15 protein-coding genes are annotated in these 20,877 nt (G+C 48.5%); 3 read left to right on the top strand and 12 right to left on the bottom strand.

What is annotated here, in order from left to right:
• Nucleotides 1-177: 177 nt before the first annotated feature.
• The gene (pepF, locus tag CLV25_RS10105) at nucleotides 178-2,064 is read right to left on the bottom strand and encodes an oligoendopeptidase F (RefSeq protein ID WP_131839530.1); all 1,887 of its coding nucleotides are present in this window, start codon (nucleotides 2,062-2,064) and stop codon (nucleotides 178-180) included.
• Between the two features lie 171 nt (nucleotides 2,065-2,235).
• Nucleotides 2,236-2,697 (bottom strand): YqaA family protein, encoded by a 462-nt coding sequence (locus CLV25_RS10100; protein WP_207895630.1) that lies wholly within the window; start codon nucleotides 2,695-2,697, stop codon nucleotides 2,236-2,238.
• Nucleotides 2,698-2,802: 105 nt separating this feature from the next.
• Here CLV25_RS10100 and CLV25_RS10095 point away from each other — a divergent pair, with 105 nt between their 5' ends.
• Complete coding sequence (locus CLV25_RS10095) at nucleotides 2,803-3,507, top strand: DsbA family oxidoreductase (protein WP_131839528.1); 705 nt, start codon at nucleotides 2,803-2,805, stop codon at nucleotides 3,505-3,507.
• 44 nt (nucleotides 3,508-3,551) lie between these two features.
• Here the strand turns inward: CLV25_RS10095 and CLV25_RS10090 are convergent, their stop codons facing one another.
• From CLV25_RS10090 to CLV25_RS10070, 5 genes are all read right to left on the bottom strand, one after another.
• Nucleotides 3,552-4,505, bottom strand: a complete 954-nt coding sequence (locus CLV25_RS10090) for a methylenetetrahydrofolate reductase (protein WP_131839527.1) — start codon at nucleotides 4,503-4,505, stop codon at nucleotides 3,552-3,554.
• A gap of 108 nt (nucleotides 4,506-4,613) precedes the next feature.
• Nucleotides 4,614-8,285: a methionine synthase gene (gene metH, locus CLV25_RS10085; protein ID WP_131839526.1), complete on the bottom strand. Its 3,672-nt coding sequence runs from the start codon at nucleotides 8,283-8,285 to the stop codon at nucleotides 4,614-4,616.
• A gap of 366 nt (nucleotides 8,286-8,651) precedes the next feature.
• A complete protein-coding gene (locus CLV25_RS10080; protein WP_131839525.1) occupies nucleotides 8,652-9,248 on the bottom strand; it encodes a hypothetical protein in 597 nt (198 codons plus the stop codon).
• Nucleotides 9,249-9,270: 22 nt separating this feature from the next.
• Nucleotides 9,271-9,765, bottom strand: coding sequence for an RNA polymerase sigma factor (locus CLV25_RS10075; protein WP_131839524.1), 495 nt, complete (start codon nucleotides 9,763-9,765; stop codon nucleotides 9,271-9,273).
• A 7-nt stretch (nucleotides 9,766-9,772) separates the two neighbouring features.
• Entirely contained in the window at nucleotides 9,773-10,618 is an 846-nt protein-coding gene (locus CLV25_RS10070; RefSeq protein WP_131839523.1) for an alpha/beta fold hydrolase, read from the bottom strand.
• An 875-nt stretch (nucleotides 10,619-11,493) separates the two neighbouring features.
• Here CLV25_RS10070 and CLV25_RS10065 point away from each other — a divergent pair.
• Complete coding sequence (locus tag CLV25_RS10065) at nucleotides 11,494-12,198, top strand: hypothetical protein (RefSeq protein WP_131839522.1); 705 nt, start codon at nucleotides 11,494-11,496, stop codon at nucleotides 12,196-12,198.
• Between the two features lie 150 nt (nucleotides 12,199-12,348).
• Here the strand turns inward: CLV25_RS10065 and CLV25_RS10060 are convergent, their stop codons facing one another.
• From CLV25_RS10060 to CLV25_RS10040, 5 genes are all read right to left on the bottom strand, one after another.
• Nucleotides 12,349-13,131 carry a LytR/AlgR family response regulator transcription factor gene (locus CLV25_RS10060; protein WP_165877058.1) on the bottom strand — a complete coding sequence of 261 codons (783 nt, stop codon included), beginning with the start codon at nucleotides 13,129-13,131 and terminating at the stop codon, nucleotides 12,349-12,351.
• Nucleotides 13,124-14,170, bottom strand: coding sequence for a sensor histidine kinase (locus tag CLV25_RS10055; RefSeq protein WP_131839521.1), 1,047 nt, complete (start codon nucleotides 14,168-14,170; stop codon nucleotides 13,124-13,126). The genes CLV25_RS10060 and CLV25_RS10055 overlap by 8 nt, the downstream gene beginning before the upstream one ends.
• A 91-nt stretch (nucleotides 14,171-14,261) precedes the next feature.
• On the bottom strand, nucleotides 14,262-15,557 hold the full coding sequence (locus tag CLV25_RS10050) for a TolC family protein (protein WP_131839520.1): 1,296 nt from the start codon (nucleotides 15,555-15,557) through the stop codon (nucleotides 14,262-14,264).
• Between the two features lie 6 nt (nucleotides 15,558-15,563).
• Nucleotides 15,564-18,590: an efflux RND transporter permease subunit gene (locus CLV25_RS10045; RefSeq protein ID WP_131839519.1), complete on the bottom strand. Its 3,027-nt coding sequence runs from the start codon at nucleotides 18,588-18,590 to the stop codon at nucleotides 15,564-15,566.
• A gap of 117 nt (nucleotides 18,591-18,707) precedes the next feature.
• A complete protein-coding gene (locus CLV25_RS10040; protein WP_243649624.1) occupies nucleotides 18,708-19,829 on the bottom strand; it encodes an efflux RND transporter periplasmic adaptor subunit in 1,122 nt (373 codons plus the stop codon).
• 563 nt (nucleotides 19,830-20,392) lie between these two features.
• Here CLV25_RS10040 and CLV25_RS10035 point away from each other — a divergent pair.
• A complete protein-coding gene (locus CLV25_RS10035; RefSeq protein ID WP_131839518.1) occupies nucleotides 20,393-20,743 on the top strand; it encodes a helix-turn-helix domain-containing protein in 351 nt (116 codons plus the stop codon).
• Nucleotides 20,744-20,877: the final 134 nt, after the last annotated feature.

Below are 20,877 nucleotides of genomic sequence, written 5' to 3'. Positions count from 1 at the left end.
AGATAAAGAAGTTAAAGAATTGGTGTTACCCCGAATAGTACTATCCCCCGCTGGCGGAGGTAGGGGGTGGATAGGGCGTGTTTTCTTTTATGGTATCCGTTCCCAAACGGTTCGGGACTTACAACAAAAAACGCTACCCTTGGGAGGTAGCGTTTCTTTGTTTCGAAGTATATCTTACTAGATCTTACCGATAGCCTTAAGCTCCTTTTCGAGCTGGTCTACCAGCTGCTGCATGCGGCTGGTAACGGTAAGGTACGACTCCTCTTTGGTCATGTCGATACCGGCCTTCTTTAAAAGATTGATGGGATAGTCGCTTCCACCGCTCTTAAGCAGATTCAGGTAGCGCTCTTTGGCCGCGTCAGCCTCCTTCTTACTCTTAGCCTTTGTGATGTTGCTGTAAAGGGCGTTCGAAGCGGTAAACGACACTGCGTAGTTGTACACGTAGAAGTTGTAGTTGAAGAAGTGCATCACGCGGGGCCAGGAGTACTTTAGATTTTCGGGTTGCTCAACACCAGGACCGTTGTACTTGGCGTCGATTTCGCCGTAAACCTTTGCCATAATGTCGGCGTTAAGCGGCTTGTTCTGCTCCACCATGGTGTGCATGGTGTACTCGAAATCGGCAAACTGAACCTGACGGTAAAAGGTTCCGGCAACGTTGTCGATAGCCTGAACGAGTAGGGCGATCTTTTCGTTTGGATCTTTAGCTTGGGCCAGCATGTAGTCGAGCAGCACGCATTCGTTGAAGGTTGAGGCAACCTCAGCAACCATCGAGTTGCTTCCCGAGTAGGTGTAGGGTTGATACTTGTGCGATAGAATTCCGTGAACTGAGTGGCCAAGCTCGTGGGCTAGGGTAAATACGTTATCGCGGGTTTCGTTCCAGTTCATCAGCACGTAAGGGTGAACGCCGTAAAGGGCAAGGTTGTAGGCTCCCGTTTGCTTTCCGGGCTTTTCGTATACGTCGATACGGCCAGGGCCAAGCATCTGCTTAAAGCTATCGTAGTACTCCTTGCCCATAAACTGAAGGGCGTTGCTAACGATGCTTACCCCCTCGTCCCATTTGTAGGTGCGGCTAAAGTTTACCAACTCGGCTGCAGCATCCGAACCGTAGTACTTAGTAAGGCCAAGGGCGCGCTTGCGCAGATCCCAATATTTTTGAAGTGGGGCCACGTTGCTTTGGGCTACCTTAAGCAGGGTTAGGTAAACATCCTTTGGGATGTCGTTGCCCGAAAGGGTTGCCTCTAGGCAGCTTGGGTAGTTGCTCAGCTTCGATCCGGCTACGCTATTCTGCATCTTGGTTAGGTAGATATCGGCAAAGGTATTGCGGTTCTTGTAGTAGTACTCGCGGTTGGCGTTGGCCACCTTAAGCCTATCCTCCTGGTTGTTGGATGTAGCGTAGATGCGCGATGCCACGGCTGGCGATGCGGTTACCACCTCGCCGGTTGATAGCGTCACCTTTGGGAACTCGATGTCGGCAATGGCCAGCGAGTTGTAGATGCGTAATGGAGCGCCAAGAGAGCGGCTGTACTCGTTTAGGATGTTCTGCGTCTTTTCGTCGAGGATGTGGGCACGCTCACGGTAGAAGTCGTCAAAGTCGTGCTTGTAGATGGCCAGCTCAGGCATTTCGCTCATCCACTTGTTGCAGGTTTCTTGGGGGATTGTTGCCAGCTCGGAAGAGTACCAAGTGCTGTTCTTGCTCATCTCGATGCTTACGGTTTGGAGCTCCTGCTGCTTGGCGCGGTAAATAGGGTTCTTGCCATCAACATCCCCCTGAAGGCGAACGTACCAGAACAGCTTAGAGCCTATTTGTCCAGCCTTCTCCGATAGCTTAATGTAGTCGAGAAGGGCCTTTGGATCTTTCGAAATCTTACCCTTATACTCGAGGAATTTTGGGGTAAGCTCGCTGTACGCTTTTAGCTCCTGCTGCCAAACATCCCAACTTGGGTAAATGTGGGTGAAATCCCAGCTGTATGCAGGATCTTTTGGATCAACCTTAGCGGTTGCTTGGCCAAAGCTAACGTTGCAGATTAGTGCAAGAGCGAAGGCCGATAGTAGCATTTTCTTCATAGAATTGCGTTGTATAGGTTTTTATTCTGCGCTTTTGTAGTTGACGGAATTGTTTGAGCAATGTTACAGCCTTAGTCAAAAAAAGAGTGCAATTGACGCCTGTTTGACAACATAGTTGCGAATAACTTTCGGATGCTGCCGGTAGAATTTGGCACAAAGACCATCTATCAGCTAGGCTAGCTGGCCAAATATTTTAACGCCGCTTACGGTAATGTAGGCCCAAAGCGCATAGCGGGTAAGCTTGCCGAGCGACATAAACAGCAGAACCTTGTGGTAGGAAGCCCTCATAAGTCCAAGGATTATTGGAATGAGATCGCCAATAAACGGTAACCAAGCAAAGAAGGCCATGGTCGATCCGTATCGTTTTACAATTCGGCTCCATTTTTCGAGGTTTTCCTCCTTTACCCTAAAGTACTTTTCGAGCCACTCCCACTTGCCGAGGTAGCCAAGCAGGTATCCGGTCATGCCGCCCAACGTGTTTCCAATGGTGGCAATAATAGTAGCATAAATCGGATTGGCCCCGGCAATCAGAAGACCAATGAATACTACCTCTGAGCTTAGCGGAATAACCGTTGCTGCCAGAAAGCAGGCAAGAAAAAGTCCAATGTATCCGTATTCGATCAGGTTCTCCATCCTAGAAAAATTTCTTAAAGGTAAAAAATCCATTAAAAACGGAATGTTGCCTATGCCATTTTAGGTGTAAGGTTGTTTTAATAGAAACGGTTAAAGTAGAGTACGATGATGAAGATAGAAATTTGGGCAGATGTTGTATGCCCTTTCTGCTACATAGGCAAACGAAAACTAGATGCAGCGCTTAAAGATTTTCCGCATGCGGATAGGGTTAAGGTGGAGTGGAAGAGCTACCAGCTGGCGCCTGATGTACGGCCAGAGCCAGGCAAAAGCGTTGTGTCCCACTTCGCCGAGCGTAAGCAGATTTCTGAGGTAGAGGCTCAGAGTATATATGGGCATGTTTCTCAGCTGGCGAGAGATAATGGTATAGAGTTTAACCTGAACAATGCCGTTGTTTGCAACACGTTTAATGCGCATAGGCTCTCGCATCTTGCAAAAAGCTACGGATTGCAGGAGGAGGTGGAGGAACAGCTCTTTGCTGCATACTTTACCCATGGTAAAGATCTCAACGATTTCAACGAGCTTGCCAAAATTGGTGCCGAAGTAGGGCTTGAGGTAAACGCTATTTGGCAGATGCTTACCGGTAATCAGTTTATGGAAGAGGTGCGTTGGGAGATAGAGGAGGCGGGACAACTCGGCGTTCAGGGTGTTCCATTCTTTGTGTTCGATAGGAAGTACGCCATATCAGGGGCGCAAGAGCAGGTCTTCTTTACGCAAGCTCTTGAGAAGGCTTGGTCGGAATGCCTTCCTATATTTAGGGACGAAAATATCATAAAAGGAGACGAGGGTTCTATAAATATCCCCATTAAGTAAAATAACCCAACAACGCTATTCTTAGTAGGAATTAAAAAGGAGGTTTAAAAAACCTCCTTTACTATTTTTTCGATATTGTCTGGCTTGCCCATGGTGTAGTAGTGCAGCACCGGAACTCCGGCAGCCTTTAGCTCCTTACTCTGCGCAATTCCCCATTCAACGCCCACCTGACGGACCTCCTCGTTGTTCTTACATCGGTTAACGGCATCCACCAAATCCTGTGGAAGGTCGATGTGGAAGATCTGAGGAAGCATGGTAAGGTGCTTCTTCAGCGAGATTGGCTTCAATCCCGGAATTATTGGAACGGTAATGCCAATGGCTCTACACTGCTCTACAAACTCGAAGAACTTGGCGTTGTTGAAGAACATCTGAGTAACGATATAGTCGGCGCCAGCATCTACCTTCGCTTTTAGGCTCATAAGGTCTGTTTCCAGGTTGGGCGCCTCCGAATGCTTCTCAGGATATCCTGCTACGCCAATGCAGAAGTCTGTTTTCTGGATGTTGGTCGATTCTGGATCAACATATTTGCCGTGGTTAAGGTCGTTAACCTGCTTAACAAGGTCTACGGCGAGCTTGTTGCCTCCGGGTTCGGGCATAAAGCCGTGAGCGCCCTTTTCGGCATCGCCACGTAGGGCAAGCACGTTGTCGATTCCCAAAAAGTTGAGGTCGATGAGCGCATCCTCGGTTTCTTCGCGGGTAAAGCCACCGCAGATAAGGTGGGGCACCACATCAATGCCATACTTGTACTTAATGCCTGCCGATACGCCAACGGTTCCCGGGCGCTTCTTTATGATTCTCCGTTCCAGCAAGCCGCTAGGCTGTTCGCGAAGCACTACCTCTGGTCGGTGGTAGGTAACGTTGATGTACGAAGGCGAGTAGGGAAGCAGCGGCTCGATGGTTTCCTCTATCTCGCTAAATGATGCCCCCTTGAGCGGCGGTAGCAGCTCGAAGGTAAATAGCGTCGATTGCGACCTGTTTATGATGTCGATAACTTTCATATTCTCTTTTTCTTTTAGCACAGAGAGGCACGGAGGAACAGAGAGCACAGTTTTTTACAAATACTCTCAGTGTATCTCTGTGTGCTTTGTGCCTCTGTGTTGAATAATCTAATATCCCAAATTCGGTCTCAGCAACCTCTCAGCCTCCTCTACGCTTACACCCTTACGCTGCGCGTACAACTCCACCTGTTCCTTGGTTATGCGGCCAAGGTTAAAGTACATGGATTCGGGATGGGCAAAGTACCATCCACAAACCGATGCTCCGGGGTACATGGCGTAGTTCTCGGTTAGCTTAGCACCAATATTCTTTCCTGCCTCAAGCAGGTCGAAGCAGGTGCGCTTTTCGCTATGCTCGGGGCACGATGGGTAACCTGCAGCTGGGCGAATTCCCTGGTAATCCTCATGGAGTAGCTCCTCAAGTGGCAGTTCCTCGGCAGCAGAGTATCCCCAAAACTCCTTGCGTACACGTTCGTGCAGACGCTCGGCAAAAGCTTCGGCAAACCTATCGGCAAGCAGCTTTACGATGATGGCGCTATAGTCGTCGCCTATCGACTTAAACTCCTCTACCAGCTTATCGGCACCATGAACGGTAACGGCAAACGTTCCAAGGTAGTCCTTACGGCCGCTATCGAGTGGCGCGATATAGTCGGCAAGCGAGTAGTTTGGCTTAGCCTCCTCGGTACGCTTCTCCTGATTGCGGAGGAAGTGGAATCGGGTAACCTCATCGCCCTTGGTGTTGTACAGGGCCACATCCTCTTCGATGCTGTTAGCAGGAAGTATAGAGTAAACGCCATTTGCGGTAAACAGTTTCTCCTCTACAATTCGCTTAAGCATCACCTGAGCATCTTCGTAAAGCTTCTTGGCCTCCTCGCCCTTTACGGGATCATGGAATATCTTTGGATATCTTCCGGTAATGTCCCATGCAAAGAAGTAGTAGGTCCAGTCGATGTACTTCGCTAGCTCTTCGAGCGAGTAATCCTCAAGAACAAATGTTCCTTTCTGCTTAGGCTCAGCGATAGGTAAAGTTGCCCAATCGGTTTTTACTCGGTTAGCGCGAGCATCGGCAAGCGAAACGTACTCGTTGGCGCTACGGAGGCGATTGTGCTCCTCGCGCATATGGGTGTACTCCTCGTTAACCTTGTCGATGTACTCTTTTCTGTTCTCCGAGATAAGGCTGCGCACCACGCCCACAGCGCGTGAGGCATCCTTAACGTAAATTGCTCCGCTGTTGTATTCGGTCGCAATCTTTACGGCAGTATGTATCTTGCTGGTGGTTGCTCCCCCAAAGAATACGGGGATGTTGAAGTCTTGACGCTTCATCTCGCGAACCACGTGTATAATCTCTTCCAATGATGGGGTGATAAGCGCGCTTAGGCCGATCACATCAACGTTATGCTCCTTGGCTGCCTCCAGAATCTTTTCGGCAGGAACCATTACGCCTAGGTCGATGATTTCGTAGCCGTTGCAGGCAAGCACTACGCTCACGATATTCTTACCGATGTCGTGCACGTCGCCCTTAACGGTTGCCATAAGCACCTTACCCGCCGATGATGGGTTGCCGCTCTTGGCCTTCTCTTCTTCGATGAAGGGGGTTAGATAGGCAACGGCCTTTTTCATCACGCGGGCGCTCTTTACCACTTGGGGCAGGAACATCTTCCCGGCGCCAAATAGGTCGCCAACCACGTTCATGCCGTCCATCAACGGACCTTCGATAACGTGAAGCGTAGCAGGGTAGTTGTGGCGAGCCTCCTCTACATCCTCATCGATATAGTCGGTGATGCCCTTTATCAGCGCATGCTTAAGCCTTTCGGCAACGGGCTGCTCGCGCCAAGCATCCTTCTTGTGCTCCTCTTCGCCTCCCTTGGCCTGCGTCTTAACCTTATCGGCATACACCAAAAGGCGTTCGGTGGCATCCTTGCGGCGGTTGAGTACGGCATCTTCCACCAACTTCAGCAAATCTGGCTCAATCTCGTCGTACACCTGAAGCATCCCGGGGTTAACAATACCCATATCCATACCTGCCTTGATGGCGTGGTAGAGGAATACCGAGTGGATGGCCTCGCGCACGGTGTCGTTGCCGCGGAAGCTGAACGAGAGGTTGCTCACCCCGCCGCTAATCTTGGCGTAGGGACAATTCTGCTTAATCCACTCGCAGGCCTTGATGTAGTTAAGGCCGTAGCTGTTGTGCTCCTCGATTCCCGTGGCAATAGCCAGAATGTTGGGGTCAAAGATGATATCCTGTGGTGGGAATCCTACCTTTTCGGTAAGTATCTTGTACGATTTTTCTGCAATCTCAATCTTGCGCTCGTAGGTGTCGGCTTGCCCCTTTTCGTCGAAGAGCATCACCACGGTGGCGGCACCGTAGCGCTTCACGAGCTTAGCTTTGCGGATGAACTCCTCCTCGCCCTCCTTTAGGCTGATGGAGTTTACCACCGATTTTCCCTGTACGCACTTAAGTCCAGCTTCAAGCACCTCCCACTTAGAGGAGTCAATGACGATAGGTAGACGAGCAATTTCTGGCTCGGAAGCGATAAGGTTGAGGAAGTTTACCATTGCGCTCTTGGCGTCGAGCATGGCATCGTCCATGCACACGTCGATAAGCTGTGCGCCGCCCTCCACCTGTCCTTGGGCAACCGATAGCGCCTGCTCGAACTTCTCCTCGCGGATTAATCGGGCAAACATCTTCGATCCGGCCACGTTGGTACGCTCGCCGATGTTTACAAAGTTCGACTCCTTGGTTACGCTAACTGGTTCCAATCCGCTGAAGGTGGTTACGGGATCGCGCTTAACCATCTCTCGAGGTGCGTACCTCTCTGCCACCTTGGCGATGGCCGCAATATGGGCTGGCGAGGTGCCGCAGCATCCGCCGATGATGTTCAGTAGACCATCCTTTAGGAATTCCTCTATGATTTCGGCCATCATCTCCGGACTTTGGTCGTACTCGCCAAACTGGTTAGGAAGCCCGGCATTAGGATGGGCGCTTATGTGGAAAGGCGCTTTCGCGCTAATCGTTTCGATGTAGGGGCGTAGCTGCTTTGCACCAAGTGCGCAGTTGAACCCTACGCTTAACAGGTTTACGTGCGATACGGATACCAGAAATGCCTCAGCGGTCTGTCCCGACAGGGTGCGTCCGCTAGCATCGGTAATGGTGCCCGATACCATAACGGGAATATCGGTGCCGTGCTCGTCGTTGTACTGCTCTATGGCAAATAGGGCTGCCTTAGCATTTAGCGTGTCAAAAACAGTTTCAACCAGCAGCATGTCGGCGCCACCATCTACCAAACCACGAACCTGCTCGTAGTAGGCGCGTACCAGCGTATCGAAGCTGATGGCGCGGTAGGCGGGGTTGTTCACATCGGGCGACATCGATGCCGTTTTGTTGGTAGGCCCCATAGAGCCGGCAACAAAGCGGGGACGCTCGGCAGTCGAGTACTTCTCACATGCCTGCTTGGCCAACTTGGCGGCCTCGAGGTTGATCTCGTACACCAAATCCTGCATCTCGTAGTCGGCCATCGAGATGGCGTTGGCGTTAAACGTGTTGGTTTCGATGATATCGGCACCTGCCTGCAGGTACTCCTCGTGAATGGCGGCAATAACCTGTGGCTGGGTAAGCACCAGCATGTCGTTGTTGCCCTTAACCCGTGCTGCTATGCTAGCAAATCGGCTGCCGCGGTAGTCCTCCTCGGTAAGCTTAAAGCGTTGGATTTGTGTACCCATTGCGCCATCAAGCACCAGTACCCTGCGGCGGAGCGCTTGCTCCAGATTGCTCCTGTTCGACATATTTTTCGCTAATTGATTGAAATGTTGTTATCTGAGCCGCTAAAAGTACGAAAAAAGAGCAGCATTCCCCTCGGGTAGTACCTCATGAATCCCAAATTCTTGTAATTCCGACCTTTTTGAGTTAATCTAGGTTTAGTAGATAGGGGAGGCATCGGAGAAGATGTTATCTCTAAAGTTAGAGGGAGAAAAAGGAATGACGAAGTCAAAAAAATCGAGAAATATTTAATTGTGGTACGTAATCCCCTACTTTTGAGTGGGTAGGGTTGGGGGGCTTTTTCTACAACAAGTCGTAGTCGCTAAATCGTCATTACTTATTTTCTTCAACGCCTAGGCTGAAGCATCATCGCTTCAGCCTAATAAATTAACTTACTCCTCTTCGAGCGCATTGCTTATTGCAGCAACCTCGTTCATTGCCTTCTTTAGTTCATCTAGCTCCTGCTTGGTCTTTTTGCGAATATAGAAGATCAGCACTCCAAATATCACGATGCCCGATATACAAATGTAGGTGAAGAACCATGCAGGAAGGGTTGCCTTGAACAGCGGTAGCATCATGCAGAATCCCGCTACGTATAGGCCAAAGATGATGTAGGTAAACGCTCCGTGTATCTTGCGACGGGTGTTGTAGAACGAGGTCAGCATCTTAAGGTACTCGGTGGTTCCCTTTGTAACATCAAGCTTGTTCAGCAGCATAATGCTCAACCACTCTACCCCGATACGGATAAGCAGGGCTCCGATCATCAGCTGGATGCCCTTTGCAATGTGGCTGCTATTCCCTTTGGTTATTAGGGCGAATGCGACCAGCACTATCAGGGTAATTCCTAACACCATGATGGTGGCAGCATGCTTTTGGCGCGAGCTCTTCACTCTCTTTTTTGCAATGCCTGCAACTGCGGTTGCGCTATTTTTGGGGGTTGGTACGGCTTGTTTCTTCCAGCCCGATACCATATCTTCAAATTCGTTCATCTTCGTTTCTTTTAAATTGATCTTAAACGTTCTGGGCAACCTTGGTTTGGTAGGCGGTGCGGAGCTTCTCCTTTAGCCTGTGGATTTTTACCCTCGTGTTTCCCTCGCTTAATCCCAGCACTTGGGCTATTTCTGGTTGAGGCAGATCTTCGAGAATCAGCATGGCCAGTACTCTGTCGGGCTCGTCGAGCTGCGCGATGCACTGCTGTAGTATCTCCTGATCGCTGTGCTGCTTCTCTGCCGAGTCGCCCTCTGGCGCTTGGTAGTTCTGTATCCGGTTTTGGTAGCTCTTGCTTCTGCGGATCTCGGTGAGGCAGCAGTTAACCGCTATTCGGTAAAGCCACGTCGATACCTGGCTTTGGTTCTTGAATTCGTCGTGCTTCTCCCATACCCGGATGAAAACCTCCTGGGCCAGATCGGCAGCAAGGTCAGCGTTGCCCCTCACGTAGCCCAAGCATAGGCGGTATATGCTTGGGTAGTGCTGGTTGTAGATGGCTTGAAAGATATCTTGTTCCATTCCTATGCTATCGTTTTGCAGGTATAAATCCCTTTAGCTCGTTTAGCAGCACCGCGGGTTGATCGTACATTACGAAGTGCGCCGAGTTGTCAACAAACTTAACGGTTTTATTCTTTAGGTTGACGTACTGCTCGTCGTACATCTTCACGATCTGCTCCTTTGTTGGGTACTTACCTGCCGCAAGTACGAGCACAGGCTGTTGGATATCCTTAACGGTTTCGCGAAGATCGGTGCGCATCAGCTCGGTATAGCCGTAAACGTAGGTCTTGCGGTCGGCCTTCATCATCCATTCTGCAATCTGACGCTGGCGGAGCGTGTCGGCGCACATGTTGGCAACCATCTGCTTTTGCATGGCACCAAAGGCGGCATTATCCATGGCCAGCATCCGCTTATTGTATGGATTATCGAAGGTAACGTACTCTGGCTTAAAGTTCGGAATCATCACCATTCCGATGCAGGGGAGCATGTCTACCACCACCAATCTTGTAACCCTGCTTTGAGGCGCTTTGCAGAGCATCAGACCAAAGGTGCCGCCAATGCTATGTCCAACCACGGTTACATCCTTTAGCCCCTTTTCGCTGATGTAGCTCTCAATCGACTTCTCAACAGTAGGCAACCAAAGCGTGTCTACTGGAGCAACACCATCGAATCCGGCGTAGGTTACCATGTGGCACTCGTGGTTCTTCTTCAGCTCGGCTACCGTTTCGTTCCACACGCTGCCGGGGCATCCAAATCCGGGAAGCAGAATAACGGGAGAGCCCTTGCCGGTAACTTCAACGCGAATAGCGTTCTTTTGAGAGAATCCTGTAAATGCCATTAGGATGGCGATTGCTGCAAATGCTAGTCTTTTCATGGTTCTTGTTTTTTAAGTTTGCCTTTTGATGCAGCCGGCGGAGTATTGTTACAGGGCAGGATAATTTTTTTCAAAAAAAGATGATCGGGCAGATCGTCGCCTCGGTAAGTAGTACAAGTTCTTGTTTGGCAGTGGCACAACCCATAGCCGACAAAATAAGGGTATGTAATACCATATTTTAGAAAGGAAAGGATAGATATCAAGCACCAGCGCATGATTGAACCTGATTAAACCCTCCATGGGCAATGTGATCAGCTTAATAATAGATTTGCTCTTAATTTGGATGTTAGGTAAATGTCGGGATGCTACCGTTAACTGAAAATCGGTGGCTCTACCGTAGACAACGTGGCGAAGCCACTCCACCACGGTGAATATCTTGTTTGAGCGAGCGGAACTTCTATACGCACATTTAAAGCGATTTGGATGACAGCAGCACTTATTCTACAAAGGGGAATAACGCTGTAGCGCGACCGAGCGAGTTAATATTCACCAAGGGTTTTTTGCTTACTTTTTTGCCCAAACAAAAAAGTAAGAAGAGGTAAGATTTTCTGTAATTAAGGAAGTTAGATGCAACTAAGTGGCATTGCCTACATGGGTGGTGGAAGGGCAGGTGAAAATCTCCCGCTGAGTGTAGCGTCCTCGCTACACTCGGGTAGACAAGGCCTCCGGCCTGTTTTTAAAGCGGCCGAAGGCCGCAAGCAGCAAAAGCGTAGGCAGAGCCTACGCTTAGCAAGGGCAGGAACCTTCACCTAACAGAGCAATAGGGAATGACAGCCGCTTCCTTGTTCCTCTTTCGTGATACGTGATTCCCTTTTACTATATTCGAAAGATTTTTGATCGTACATCTACCTTACAAGAAAATTAAAACATTAGCCATGAAGCATCTTATCCTAGCCACCCTACTTGCCCTGTCGGCACTCCCACTAAAAGCCCAAAAGTACGCGGTGGGCACCGAGTTTGGCTTTTACGCAGCAGGCAAGGGCAGCGGCGAACCCTACTACGAGGGCATATTTGGGTTTCCCATAGGCGTCACCGCAGCCTACTACCCAACCTCTCGTTTAGCCGTAAATAGCGGATTTTCCGTTGCGAACTTCAGTAATTGGAATGGCAGCCGATTCTACAGAATCCCACTTATTTTATCCTACGCGCTGAACCAACGGGGAGCCCTTAGCGGATTGCGAGAAGGAGGCCCTAACGGTCAGCTAGGCCAAGCAATGGTGGGCATATACCACCCCTTCGAGCTGGAGGGAGGCGTCTCCCTAGGCTTTTACGATGGGCGGTATCAGGATAGCTACCAGGAAAACATAGCCATTGGTACCGGCTCCGATGGCGAAAAAACCTTCCAAGAGCTCGACTACAACGTTACCCGTAAAAACCGCCAGTACGTTCCGGCCATCACCCTAGGCGCTAAACAGTCCTTAATCGTGAGCCACGTCCAGCTATACCTGAGGCTGCAGTACTCCATTCTTTTCAACGGCGATGTTACCATCACAGCGGTGGATACCAAAACAGGAAAATCGGTTACCGATGATGCGCATCAAGCCTATAGCATCACGGCAGGGCTGGCCTACTCGTTCTAAACAAATTTGCGTTCAGCATGGCGATTATCATTCCTTACTGGGCTACATAATGTGGTGAACTGAATTTCTAAGGAATGGTGTATTTAGGCTTATTCTAGACTCGAAAAAATCGATAAATATTCTTCTTCTATTCTTTTATCAATTTATTCCTTAGTAGTTAAGCCACAGCTTAAACGCTGTAATTTTCTCCTTGCTAACCAGAATCTTATTTTTAAATGGCGGTTGAACGGCAACCGAAACCCTATTCTGAAAGTAGGGCTCAATCTTCTGTATCGCATCAATGCTCACCATTGTTTGTCGGTTTGCCCTAAAGAAGCGATCAGGATCGAGCTGCTCGCTCAGCTTATCGAGCGACAAGTCGATGATATACTCCTTTCCGCTAGTTGTAACAGCAAAAGTCTCCTTATTTTCCGAGTAGAAGTAGGCAATATCGTTTACTTGAAGAGTGAAAAGGCGATCGACACCCGAAATCAGGAACCTTGTACGGTAGCGCTTCTCGGTATTCGAAAGCGACTGCAGTACCTCCAACATCTGGCTATTCTCGTTAAAATCCTTGATGTAGCGTGAGGTCAGGTTCTCGAACTTAACAATGGCATCCTGTAGTCGCTCTTTATGTATGGGTTTTAGCAGGTAGTCGATGCTATTTAGCGAAAAGGCGCGTACGGCATATTCGTCGTAGGCGGTGGTAAAAACGATCATGCTCTCCGGTTTAGCTTGCTCGATAAACATAAACGAGTTGCCATCCGATAGCTGAATATCCAGAAAGATGATATCTGGATGAGGATTGCTATTAAACCACTCCACCGACTCTTCGATATTTCCGGGAAGTACAACCACCTCCCAGCTGGGCCTAATCGCTTCTACCATGCTCTTCAGCAGTCGAGCTGCCGGAATCTCATCTTCTATAATCACTGCTTTGGTAGTACTAATCATACAGCAATGGCGTTTTAACGGTAAAATGGGTATCGCTCTTTTCTACAACAATAGTCCTATTGCATATCAGCTGGTATCGGCTCGAAAGATTTTGAAGTCCCTTCCCCGATTTCGGCTCATCCTTTTTGGGGTGCAGCTCGTTGCTCACCATTAGCATATCATCCTCAACGGAGTACGACAGCTCTATCCTAACGGGCTTGCTAATGCTAATAAAGTTATGCTTTATCACATTCTCCGCAAGCAGCTGAAGCGTTAGCGGTGGCACCTTTCTATCGTATAGTTTTTTATCAATTTTATTATCTAATATGATGCAGTTTCCTAGCCTTATCTGATGCAGAACGATGTATGAGTTCAGGAAATCGAGTTCGTCGCCCAGCAGCGCCAACCGCTGATCCTGGCATTGAAGAATGTAGCGGTAGACGTCCGAAAGATTGCGGGTAAACTCAATTGCACTCTGAGGATTGTACTCGATCTCCGATATAAGCACGTTTAAGCTGTTGAATAGGAAATGAGGGTTCAGCTGATTTTGTAGGGCAACGTACTGGGCCTTTGTGGTTGATTCTTGCAGTATGGCCGTTTCGCGGTACAGCTTAAGCGTTTGCCGAAACGATTGGTTTACCAGCACCAAACTCACAATAACCAGCTCCACCAGCCATATAACAATAAGCAACACCCAACCCTCGCTCTTTACTCTAAAAGGAGTAGGAACTTCGATCATCATCTTTACAAAAACCAGCAGCGCATAGTTAAGCAGAAAAAGAAGTGCTGCGATCCCCACATAGTGAAGAGTAAGCATGTTCTTTCTTTTAAAGAAGAATTGCAACTTCCTATTTAGCCAGCTGTTTACCTGAAGCAGAAAAAAGCCCAGCATGTTAAAGAAAAAGATACACCCCATTAGCATCCAAATTGGCGATAAATCAACAGGACGCCCCTTGGCCATAATCACATCCCGAATAAGCAGCAGATAAGAGAAGCCTCCCAACCCCGAAAAGAGAAGAAGGTAGGCAAGTAGGCTGTATATCTTTTTAATCGACTTCATTTATTCCGAGTTTAATACAAAAATAGGGAAATAGATTTTAGAAGGGGATAACATTTCTACAGTCCCATCTAACTTCTTCTAACTACTCATTTTAATATTTCCCCAATGCTCTAAGAAACTCGGAATAGTATATCTGCGCGTTGGCACGCGAACGAATATGGTTAATCTGCGCCATTTGATGGTACAGCTGAGCATCCAGCGTCTCCAGAATAGAAAGGTTTCCCTCCTTATAGCGATCTAGGGCCATTTGCTCGTTATCCTTCGCCTTCTCAAGCGAATTCTCGGTTAGCACCACCTGCTCTACCGCTTGGCTGTAGCTATAGTAGGCGCTCTGCGCCTCCAAACGAACATTATCCGTCACCTTGTTGAGGTTCTCCTTTGCCATATCTACCCTAATGCTCGAAGCCCTTCGGCTGCTCTTGCGCTTTCCCCACTCAAAAACAGGGATGCTGAGCTTTGCATACACCGCATAGTTAGGATCCATATCCGGCTTAAAGTTGTACCCCGGCGAAGAGTAGCTCCCCTCTGCACCAAGGTAAAATTGGGGCTTATAGTACGAATCCTTCACTTTACCTGCAGACTCCTGAATGGCAATCTTACCCTGCGCCATACGTACCTCGGCACGATTGTTTAAAGCAGCCTCAACTTCGGTAGCAAAGTCCCCTGCTAAACGGAGTACAGGTATCGAAGTATCAATTGCGGTGGCAGCTTTTAGGTTGACGCCTATTTGCGAGTTGAGCGCCATACGGCTTACCTCGAAGCTGTCCTGCGCCTTCTTTCTCTGAAAGCGTGCATCGTTAAGCTTAACCTCTGCCATTAGCAAATCGTTCTTGTTTACCAATCCTGCATCAACACGCTCGCGCACCACCCTTACCAGATTCTCCATCGACTTTTCCAGCTGCTGTGTAACTGCCACCATCTCCTGCGCAGCAACAGCATTCCAGTAGCGGTAGTCGGTTCCGAAGGTAACGGTCGAACGAGTTAGCGCCGCCTGATCCTCCGATAGTGCACTTTCCTTTTGGGCAATCTTTACCTGCTCGAGGTTTCTTCCTCCGGTATATACTGGTTGAACCATCGATACCGATGTGCCGTAGTTTTCATGCTTTCCTTCAAATGAAAACGCACCAAGCGACGGTAGCGTAATAGACAGCTCCATTGGGTTGCCTACATAGCTAGCCGTAGCATTGGCTGCCACCTTTGGGAGCATATCTGCCTTAGCCGAACTTTCCATCTCCTTGTAGTAGGCAACACCTTTATCGGCAGCCTTAACATCCTGATTGTACGATAAGGCCATCGTGCGATACTTTTTAAGCAGCTCGCTCTCCTGCGCATGCAAGGCGGTAGACGACAGCAAAAGAGCTGCCGCTACGGTTATTATTTTGTTCATGGTATTCTATTTTAGCTTGTAGAAAATGGCAATAAGCGCCGGGGTAACAAATAGGGTTAGCAGCGTGGCAAAGGTTAATCCAAAAACAATGGTTGTTGCCATCCCATTAAATACCACGTCAAAGAGTAGCGGAACCATACCTAAGATGGTAGTTCCTGCAGCCATTATTACAGGTCTTGCCCTCGATACGGTAGATTCTATCACGGCCTTACGCAGCGACTCCCCCTCGCGGTGCTGTATGTTTACCTCATCGATAAGCACAATTACGTTCTTAATAATCATACCTAGAAGGCCCAACCAACCGGCAATACAAAAGAAGCCAAAGTCGAATCCCGTAAGCAGCATCCCAAACACTATACCTATGATGGATAGAGGAAGAATGAGCAGAATAATTAGCGGCTGCTTAATATTTCTGAAGAGGGCAACTAGAATTATTACCAGTAACAGAAACGCCAATGGGAAATACTTAGTAAGTGCTGCCATTGCTTCGTTCTGATCTTTATACTGCGAATCCCAAAAGAAGGAGTAGCCCTGAGGCAATTTAATGTTCTCTATTGCTGCGCGGATCTCGGCATGCACCTCCTTCATGGTATAATCTGGCTTTACATCGCACATAGCTGCCATCGTAAGCTCCCTATTGTAGGTCTTTACGAGTGGATACTCCCACTCCATGCGAATACTTTTTGTAGCCTGAGATAGAGGAGCCGATCCTTTTCCGTTCCATATTGCAAAATCGGCCAGCTGAGTCGATCCCATCTGCTTATCTTGATTTGTCTTTAGCAGAACAGGAACCTTCTTCTCTTCGTCGCGATAGATACCTACAGGAAGCCCATCATTCACCGATTTGGTAGCCTCAACTAGGTTGCTCTTGGATATGCCCAGTAATCCAGCCCTGATCGGATCAAACTCAGGTCGGGCAATCATTGTCATATTTCCCCATTCGTTACGGGCATTGGTTACCTTCGGATTGTTGCGCATTATGGTAAGGGCAACATTAGTAAGCGAGTCGAGCACTTTTGGATCGTTGCCACAGAAGCGAGCCTCGATAAGCGCCTCGGGAATAAAGTTGAGCTCGAAACGGTTTGCCCTAACAAATAGCTCGGGGAATTTATGCGGTAACGACTCATAGAGCACTTTCTGCAGCTCGCGAGCTTTTTCTGGCGTCGATGTTTTTATCAGGCAGTTGGCATAGTTAGGCTGCGGACCAAAGCTCGAGTTTGCCAAGTAGTAACGTGGCGGCGTTTGTCCCACATACGACGAAACCATCTCCACCTGATCCAACTCCTGTAGGTAGCGTACAACCTCATCCACCTCCTTATCCGTACGTTCGATGCGCGTACCTTCGGGCATCCACATATCGAGGGTAAAGTATTGCTTGTTAAGCTGCGGCATAAATACCTTCGGGATAAAACGAAATCCATACACCGATAGCGCAAGAAGAACTACCAGCGAGGTTACCACCGCATACTTTCGTCGAATTACCCTATCGAGCGTACCTCTAAACCAATCGTACAGCTTTCCCTGATTCAGCTCCGCCTTTAGGTCCTCCCTACGTGGGCGGGCAACATACTGCTCCATGTAGAAGGGCGTTTGCATCATGGCAAATATCCAGCTAAAAGAGAGCGATACGGCAATCACAATAAACAGCGACGACAGCAGCTCGCCGGAGACATGTGGCGAAAGGTAAACAGGCATAAACGTAAGGATGGCAATTGCCGTAGCAGCTAGCAGAGGCAGCGCTGTGGTTGAAACTGCACGAAGAATGGCCACACGCTTGCGCATACCGCGTTGCATATTCACCAGCGTTAGGTCGGTTACCACAATAGCGTTGTCAACCAGCATCCCCATGGCAATAATGATTGCCGCCAACGACATACGCTGTAGGGCAATCCCCGTTGCCTGCATGTAAATTAGCGTAGCGAATATCGAAAAGACGAGCCCGCTTCCTACCAGTAGCCCATTCTTTAGTCCTATAAAAAAGAGCAGAAGAGCAACAACCGTAAGAACGGATACAATGAGGTTTATGATGAAGCCATCGTTGGCAACCTCCGACTCATATCCCTGATCGTATATGCAGGAGATCGAAAGCCCATCGGGCAGCTTTGAAGAAAATGAATCCATGCACTCCTTTACGCCCTTCGACATGTTTACCACATTACCGTTTGGTGTAGTGGCAACCGCAATACCCAAGGCATCGGCTCCATTAATGCGCATAATGCTACGGGCAGGCTTAAGGTAGCTTTCGCTTACCTGTGCAACATCCTTTAATCGGTAGCTTTCACCGTTCTTCGATACAACGGTCAGGTTTTCGATCTCCTCGATGGTCGAGAAACTGCCCGTAACATCTATGCGAATTCTATTCTCTTCGGTTTCTATAGCACCGCCATCTACCACCCTATTCTGCTTATCGAAGGCAGCAGCAATATCGTTGGCGGTTATGCCTCGCTGCGTCATAGCGGCGGGCGAAACCAGCACATCGATGGTTGGAGTTTGCGCTCCAAAAATCTCCACCTTCCCTACGTCCTTTACTTTTAAGATATTGTTCTTGATGTTTTTTGCATGATCCTCCAGCTCGCGATAGCTGTAACCCTCGCCGCTAAGCCCGTAGAACACGCCCAGCACATCGCCAAAATCGTCTTTTACCAGCGATGGTCCAGCCCCCTTGGGTAGCTTGGCCTGCACGTCGCTTACCTTACGGCGCAGCTTATCCCAAAGCTGCTGCATCTTATCGGCCCTAATCTCCTTCTTTACGTAAACGGTAATTTTAGAGAGCCCCTCGCGGTTTTCGGTCTTTAGATAGTACAGGTCGTCGAGCGATTGGATAGATTCTGCCAGCACATCGGTTACCTGCTTCTGCACCTCCATTGGCGATGCCCCTGGATAGGAGGTTACCACCAGCGCCTGCTTAATGGTGAACGGAGCATCCTCGAGCTTGCCCATCTTCGTATAGGCAAAAACACCTCCAAAAAGGACCAGCACCAAAAGAAGATGTGTAAAAACTTTATTCTGAAGAAAATACTTTACAACTTTCATCTGTAATCTTGTTAATGTTTTTCAACCTCTATTCCCTAACGATGATTTTGCTATTGCCAGTGATGTATCGTCGTAGGCCATCGCCATCCTGTTAAGAAAAAGTAGTTGTACAGTCGGCTACTGTATCTTTACCTGTTTGTTCTCCGTAAGCATATTCAACCCGGTAATGGCAATAGTCTCAGAGCCATTTAACCCCGACTGCAGCTCAACCATACCACCGCCGATTAGCTTACCAACACCTACCTTTACAGGCTTCACACGGCTGTTGGCATCAACTACCCACACGTATGTACCCATAGATGGGCGGTTGCAAAGCGCGCGCTGAGGAATGGCAAGCACTCCTGTTTTTGTGGGCTTATGCGTTTCGAAGGATAGAGTGCCGGTCATCCCCCCAAGCAGCTCGTCCTTCCCCCTCGGATTGTCGAGCAATGCAGTAAGCAAAAAGGAGATATTATTGGTCATGGCACTCTTAGATACCTCTATTGAAGATGTTGTATACTCTTTGTTCGGAGCTGCCTCAAAGCGAGCCGTTACTTTGCCAATAGAGCTGGGAGCAGCAGCCACATCTTCTGGAATCGAAGCCTCAAGCTTCAGCTTGCTCATATCAATAAATGTTACAATGGGCTGCATTGGTCTTACCTCCTGGTAGCGCTGGGCGCTTACCGTTTGTATGTAGCCATCGAAAGGGGCTCTTAGGCGCGTATCTGTAACCTGATTTTCCGCCGTCTCGAAGGCTGCCTTAGCAATAGCCAAATCGGCCTTAGCCTTTTCGAAGCTGCTTTCCGAAATGTTACCCTTTCCGTAAAGGGCTGCAATACGGCCATACTCGGCCTTAGCCTGATGGTAAACGGCCTTGGCGCGCATGGCCACAACGCCATAGTCACGGCTATCTACCGCCGCAATAACCTCACCTTTTCGGTAGAACTTCCCAGGATGGGCATCAAAAACATCGAGCCTACCGCTTACCTGGAAGGAGAGTTCGGTGCTCTTGTTGGGCTTAGAGATAAACGGAAATTCGCGCTTTGCATCGTCAGCAACCTCTGCAATCTTAAACACCTTTATCGAAGTTGGCTCCTCCTGCTTGGCACCTTCCGAAGAGCCGCACGACGATAAAAGCGCCACCGTACAGGCACACCAAAAGGCTTTAATCCAAGTTCGATTTGGGCGTAGGCCAACAACAGCTGCCTGCATAATCCTTTTTGCTGATGCTGGAGCAGCGGTATAAAAAGTTCGGTTCATACTATTCTCCTATCATTTAGTTTGGCGCAAAAAAAGAGAAGAGACGAGAACCCTGCTAGAAGAAATAGTACGAAACCGACAAATCGACCTCCGAAACGGAATAGCGAGCGACGAAGTTGAAAGTACGACGATACATTAAACGGGCTTTACCTTCAGTGTAATGTCAGCACTAATCTATTGTATGTAACGGTTGTGCTATCGTTTATTTTAAAAACGCACGGTTCAATCTTTAAAACGCACGGTAAAATATTGAAAACATATAGGTAGATATTGATAAAGGGCAAGTGAGTATTGATACTGCACAAGTTGATATGTAAAACAGGGTTTTAACTATCAATTCAGCACGGGTTAGTAGAAATATCGTACAGGTTACTGTTGATATCGCACTGGTTAATGTTGATATCGCACAGCTCACTGTTGAATCAATACTGGTAAGTATTGATTCTTGATAGTTTTATATTGATTGAAAAAAGTTCACTAATGATTCTGTACAAGTATGTTTGAATTTTACACAAGTAATTTGTAGATTCAAGCAGTTCAAACAATAAACTTAACCAATCGCCATGCTAACATTTAACCTTAAGCGCATATTTGCCGCACGTGGAGTTCAAAGACCCTTTACCTATATGGTGCGTCGGGGCTTCTCCGATAACTTTTCATCCGGCATCATGAATGGGCGCAAGCACCAAATGAACCTACGCGAGGTGGAGCGCCTCTGCGAGCTGCTCAAGTGCACCCCTAACGACTTGCTGGAGTGGAAACCATCTGCCGAACAGGCTGCCGAGGAGGATCATCCTCTTAAGCCCCTCCTGCGAACCAATACGGTAGAAGGGCTAACCCAGCTGCTCAACTCTGCTTCGCTGGATAAGCTCACCAGAATCGAAGCCCTTATTAAGCGCGAACTGGCGGAGTAAGCGCTAGGTTAGAGTGTCTTTTTTATAGTACTACTACTCCTAATTTTACAGAAAACTCGTGTTTTCTGAGCTCTAAACTCTAATGTCTAGCGTCTAAAATCTAACGTCTACCTTCTAACGTCTAATATCTTTCG

This window comes from Acetobacteroides hydrogenigenes, assembly GCF_004340205.1.
Classification (GTDB): Bacteria; Bacteroidota; Bacteroidia; order Bacteroidales; family ZOR0009; genus Acetobacteroides; species Acetobacteroides hydrogenigenes.
This window is presented reverse-complemented; position numbering and strand designations above follow the sequence as displayed.

Bases quoted from the DNA above. Each gene is read 5' to 3' on its own strand.
- CLV25_RS10035 (WP_131839518.1), top strand. From the start codon at position 20,393: ATGCTAACATTTAACCTTAAGCGCATATTTGCCGCACGTGGAGTTCAA.
- metH (WP_131839526.1), bottom strand. From the start codon at position 8,285: ATGTCGAACAGGAGCAATCTGGAGCAAGCGCTCCGCCGCAGGGTACTG.
- CLV25_RS10100 (WP_207895630.1), bottom strand. From the start codon at position 2,697: ATGGAGAACCTGATCGAATACGGATACATTGGACTTTTTCTTGCCTGC.
- CLV25_RS10055 (WP_131839521.1), bottom strand. From the start codon at position 14,170: ATGAAGTCGATTAAAAAGATATACAGCCTACTTGCCTACCTTCTTCTC.
- CLV25_RS10060 (WP_165877058.1), bottom strand. From the start codon at position 13,131: ATGATTAGTACTACCAAAGCAGTGATTATAGAAGATGAGATTCCGGCA.
- CLV25_RS10090 (WP_131839527.1), bottom strand. From the start codon at position 4,505: ATGAAAGTTATCGACATCATAAACAGGTCGCAATCGACGCTATTTACC.
- CLV25_RS10065 (WP_131839522.1), top strand. From the start codon at position 11,494: ATGAAGCATCTTATCCTAGCCACCCTACTTGCCCTGTCGGCACTCCCA.
- CLV25_RS10050 (WP_131839520.1), bottom strand. From the start codon at position 15,557: ATGAACAAAATAATAACCGTAGCGGCAGCTCTTTTGCTGTCGTCTACC.
- CLV25_RS10045 (WP_131839519.1), bottom strand. From the start codon at position 18,590: ATGAAAGTTGTAAAGTATTTTCTTCAGAATAAAGTTTTTACACATCTT.
- CLV25_RS10075 (WP_131839524.1), bottom strand. From the start codon at position 9,765: ATGGAACAAGATATCTTTCAAGCCATCTACAACCAGCACTACCCAAGC.
- pepF (WP_131839530.1), bottom strand. From the start codon at position 2,064: ATGAAGAAAATGCTACTATCGGCCTTCGCTCTTGCACTAATCTGCAAC.
- CLV25_RS10070 (WP_131839523.1), bottom strand. From the start codon at position 10,618: ATGAAAAGACTAGCATTTGCAGCAATCGCCATCCTAATGGCATTTACA.
- CLV25_RS10080 (WP_131839525.1), bottom strand. From the start codon at position 9,248: ATGAACGAATTTGAAGATATGGTATCGGGCTGGAAGAAACAAGCCGTA.
- CLV25_RS10095 (WP_131839528.1), top strand. From the start codon at position 2,803: ATGATGAAGATAGAAATTTGGGCAGATGTTGTATGCCCTTTCTGCTAC.
- CLV25_RS10040 (WP_243649624.1), bottom strand. From the start codon at position 19,829: ATGAACCGAACTTTTTATACCGCTGCTCCAGCATCAGCAAAAAGGATT.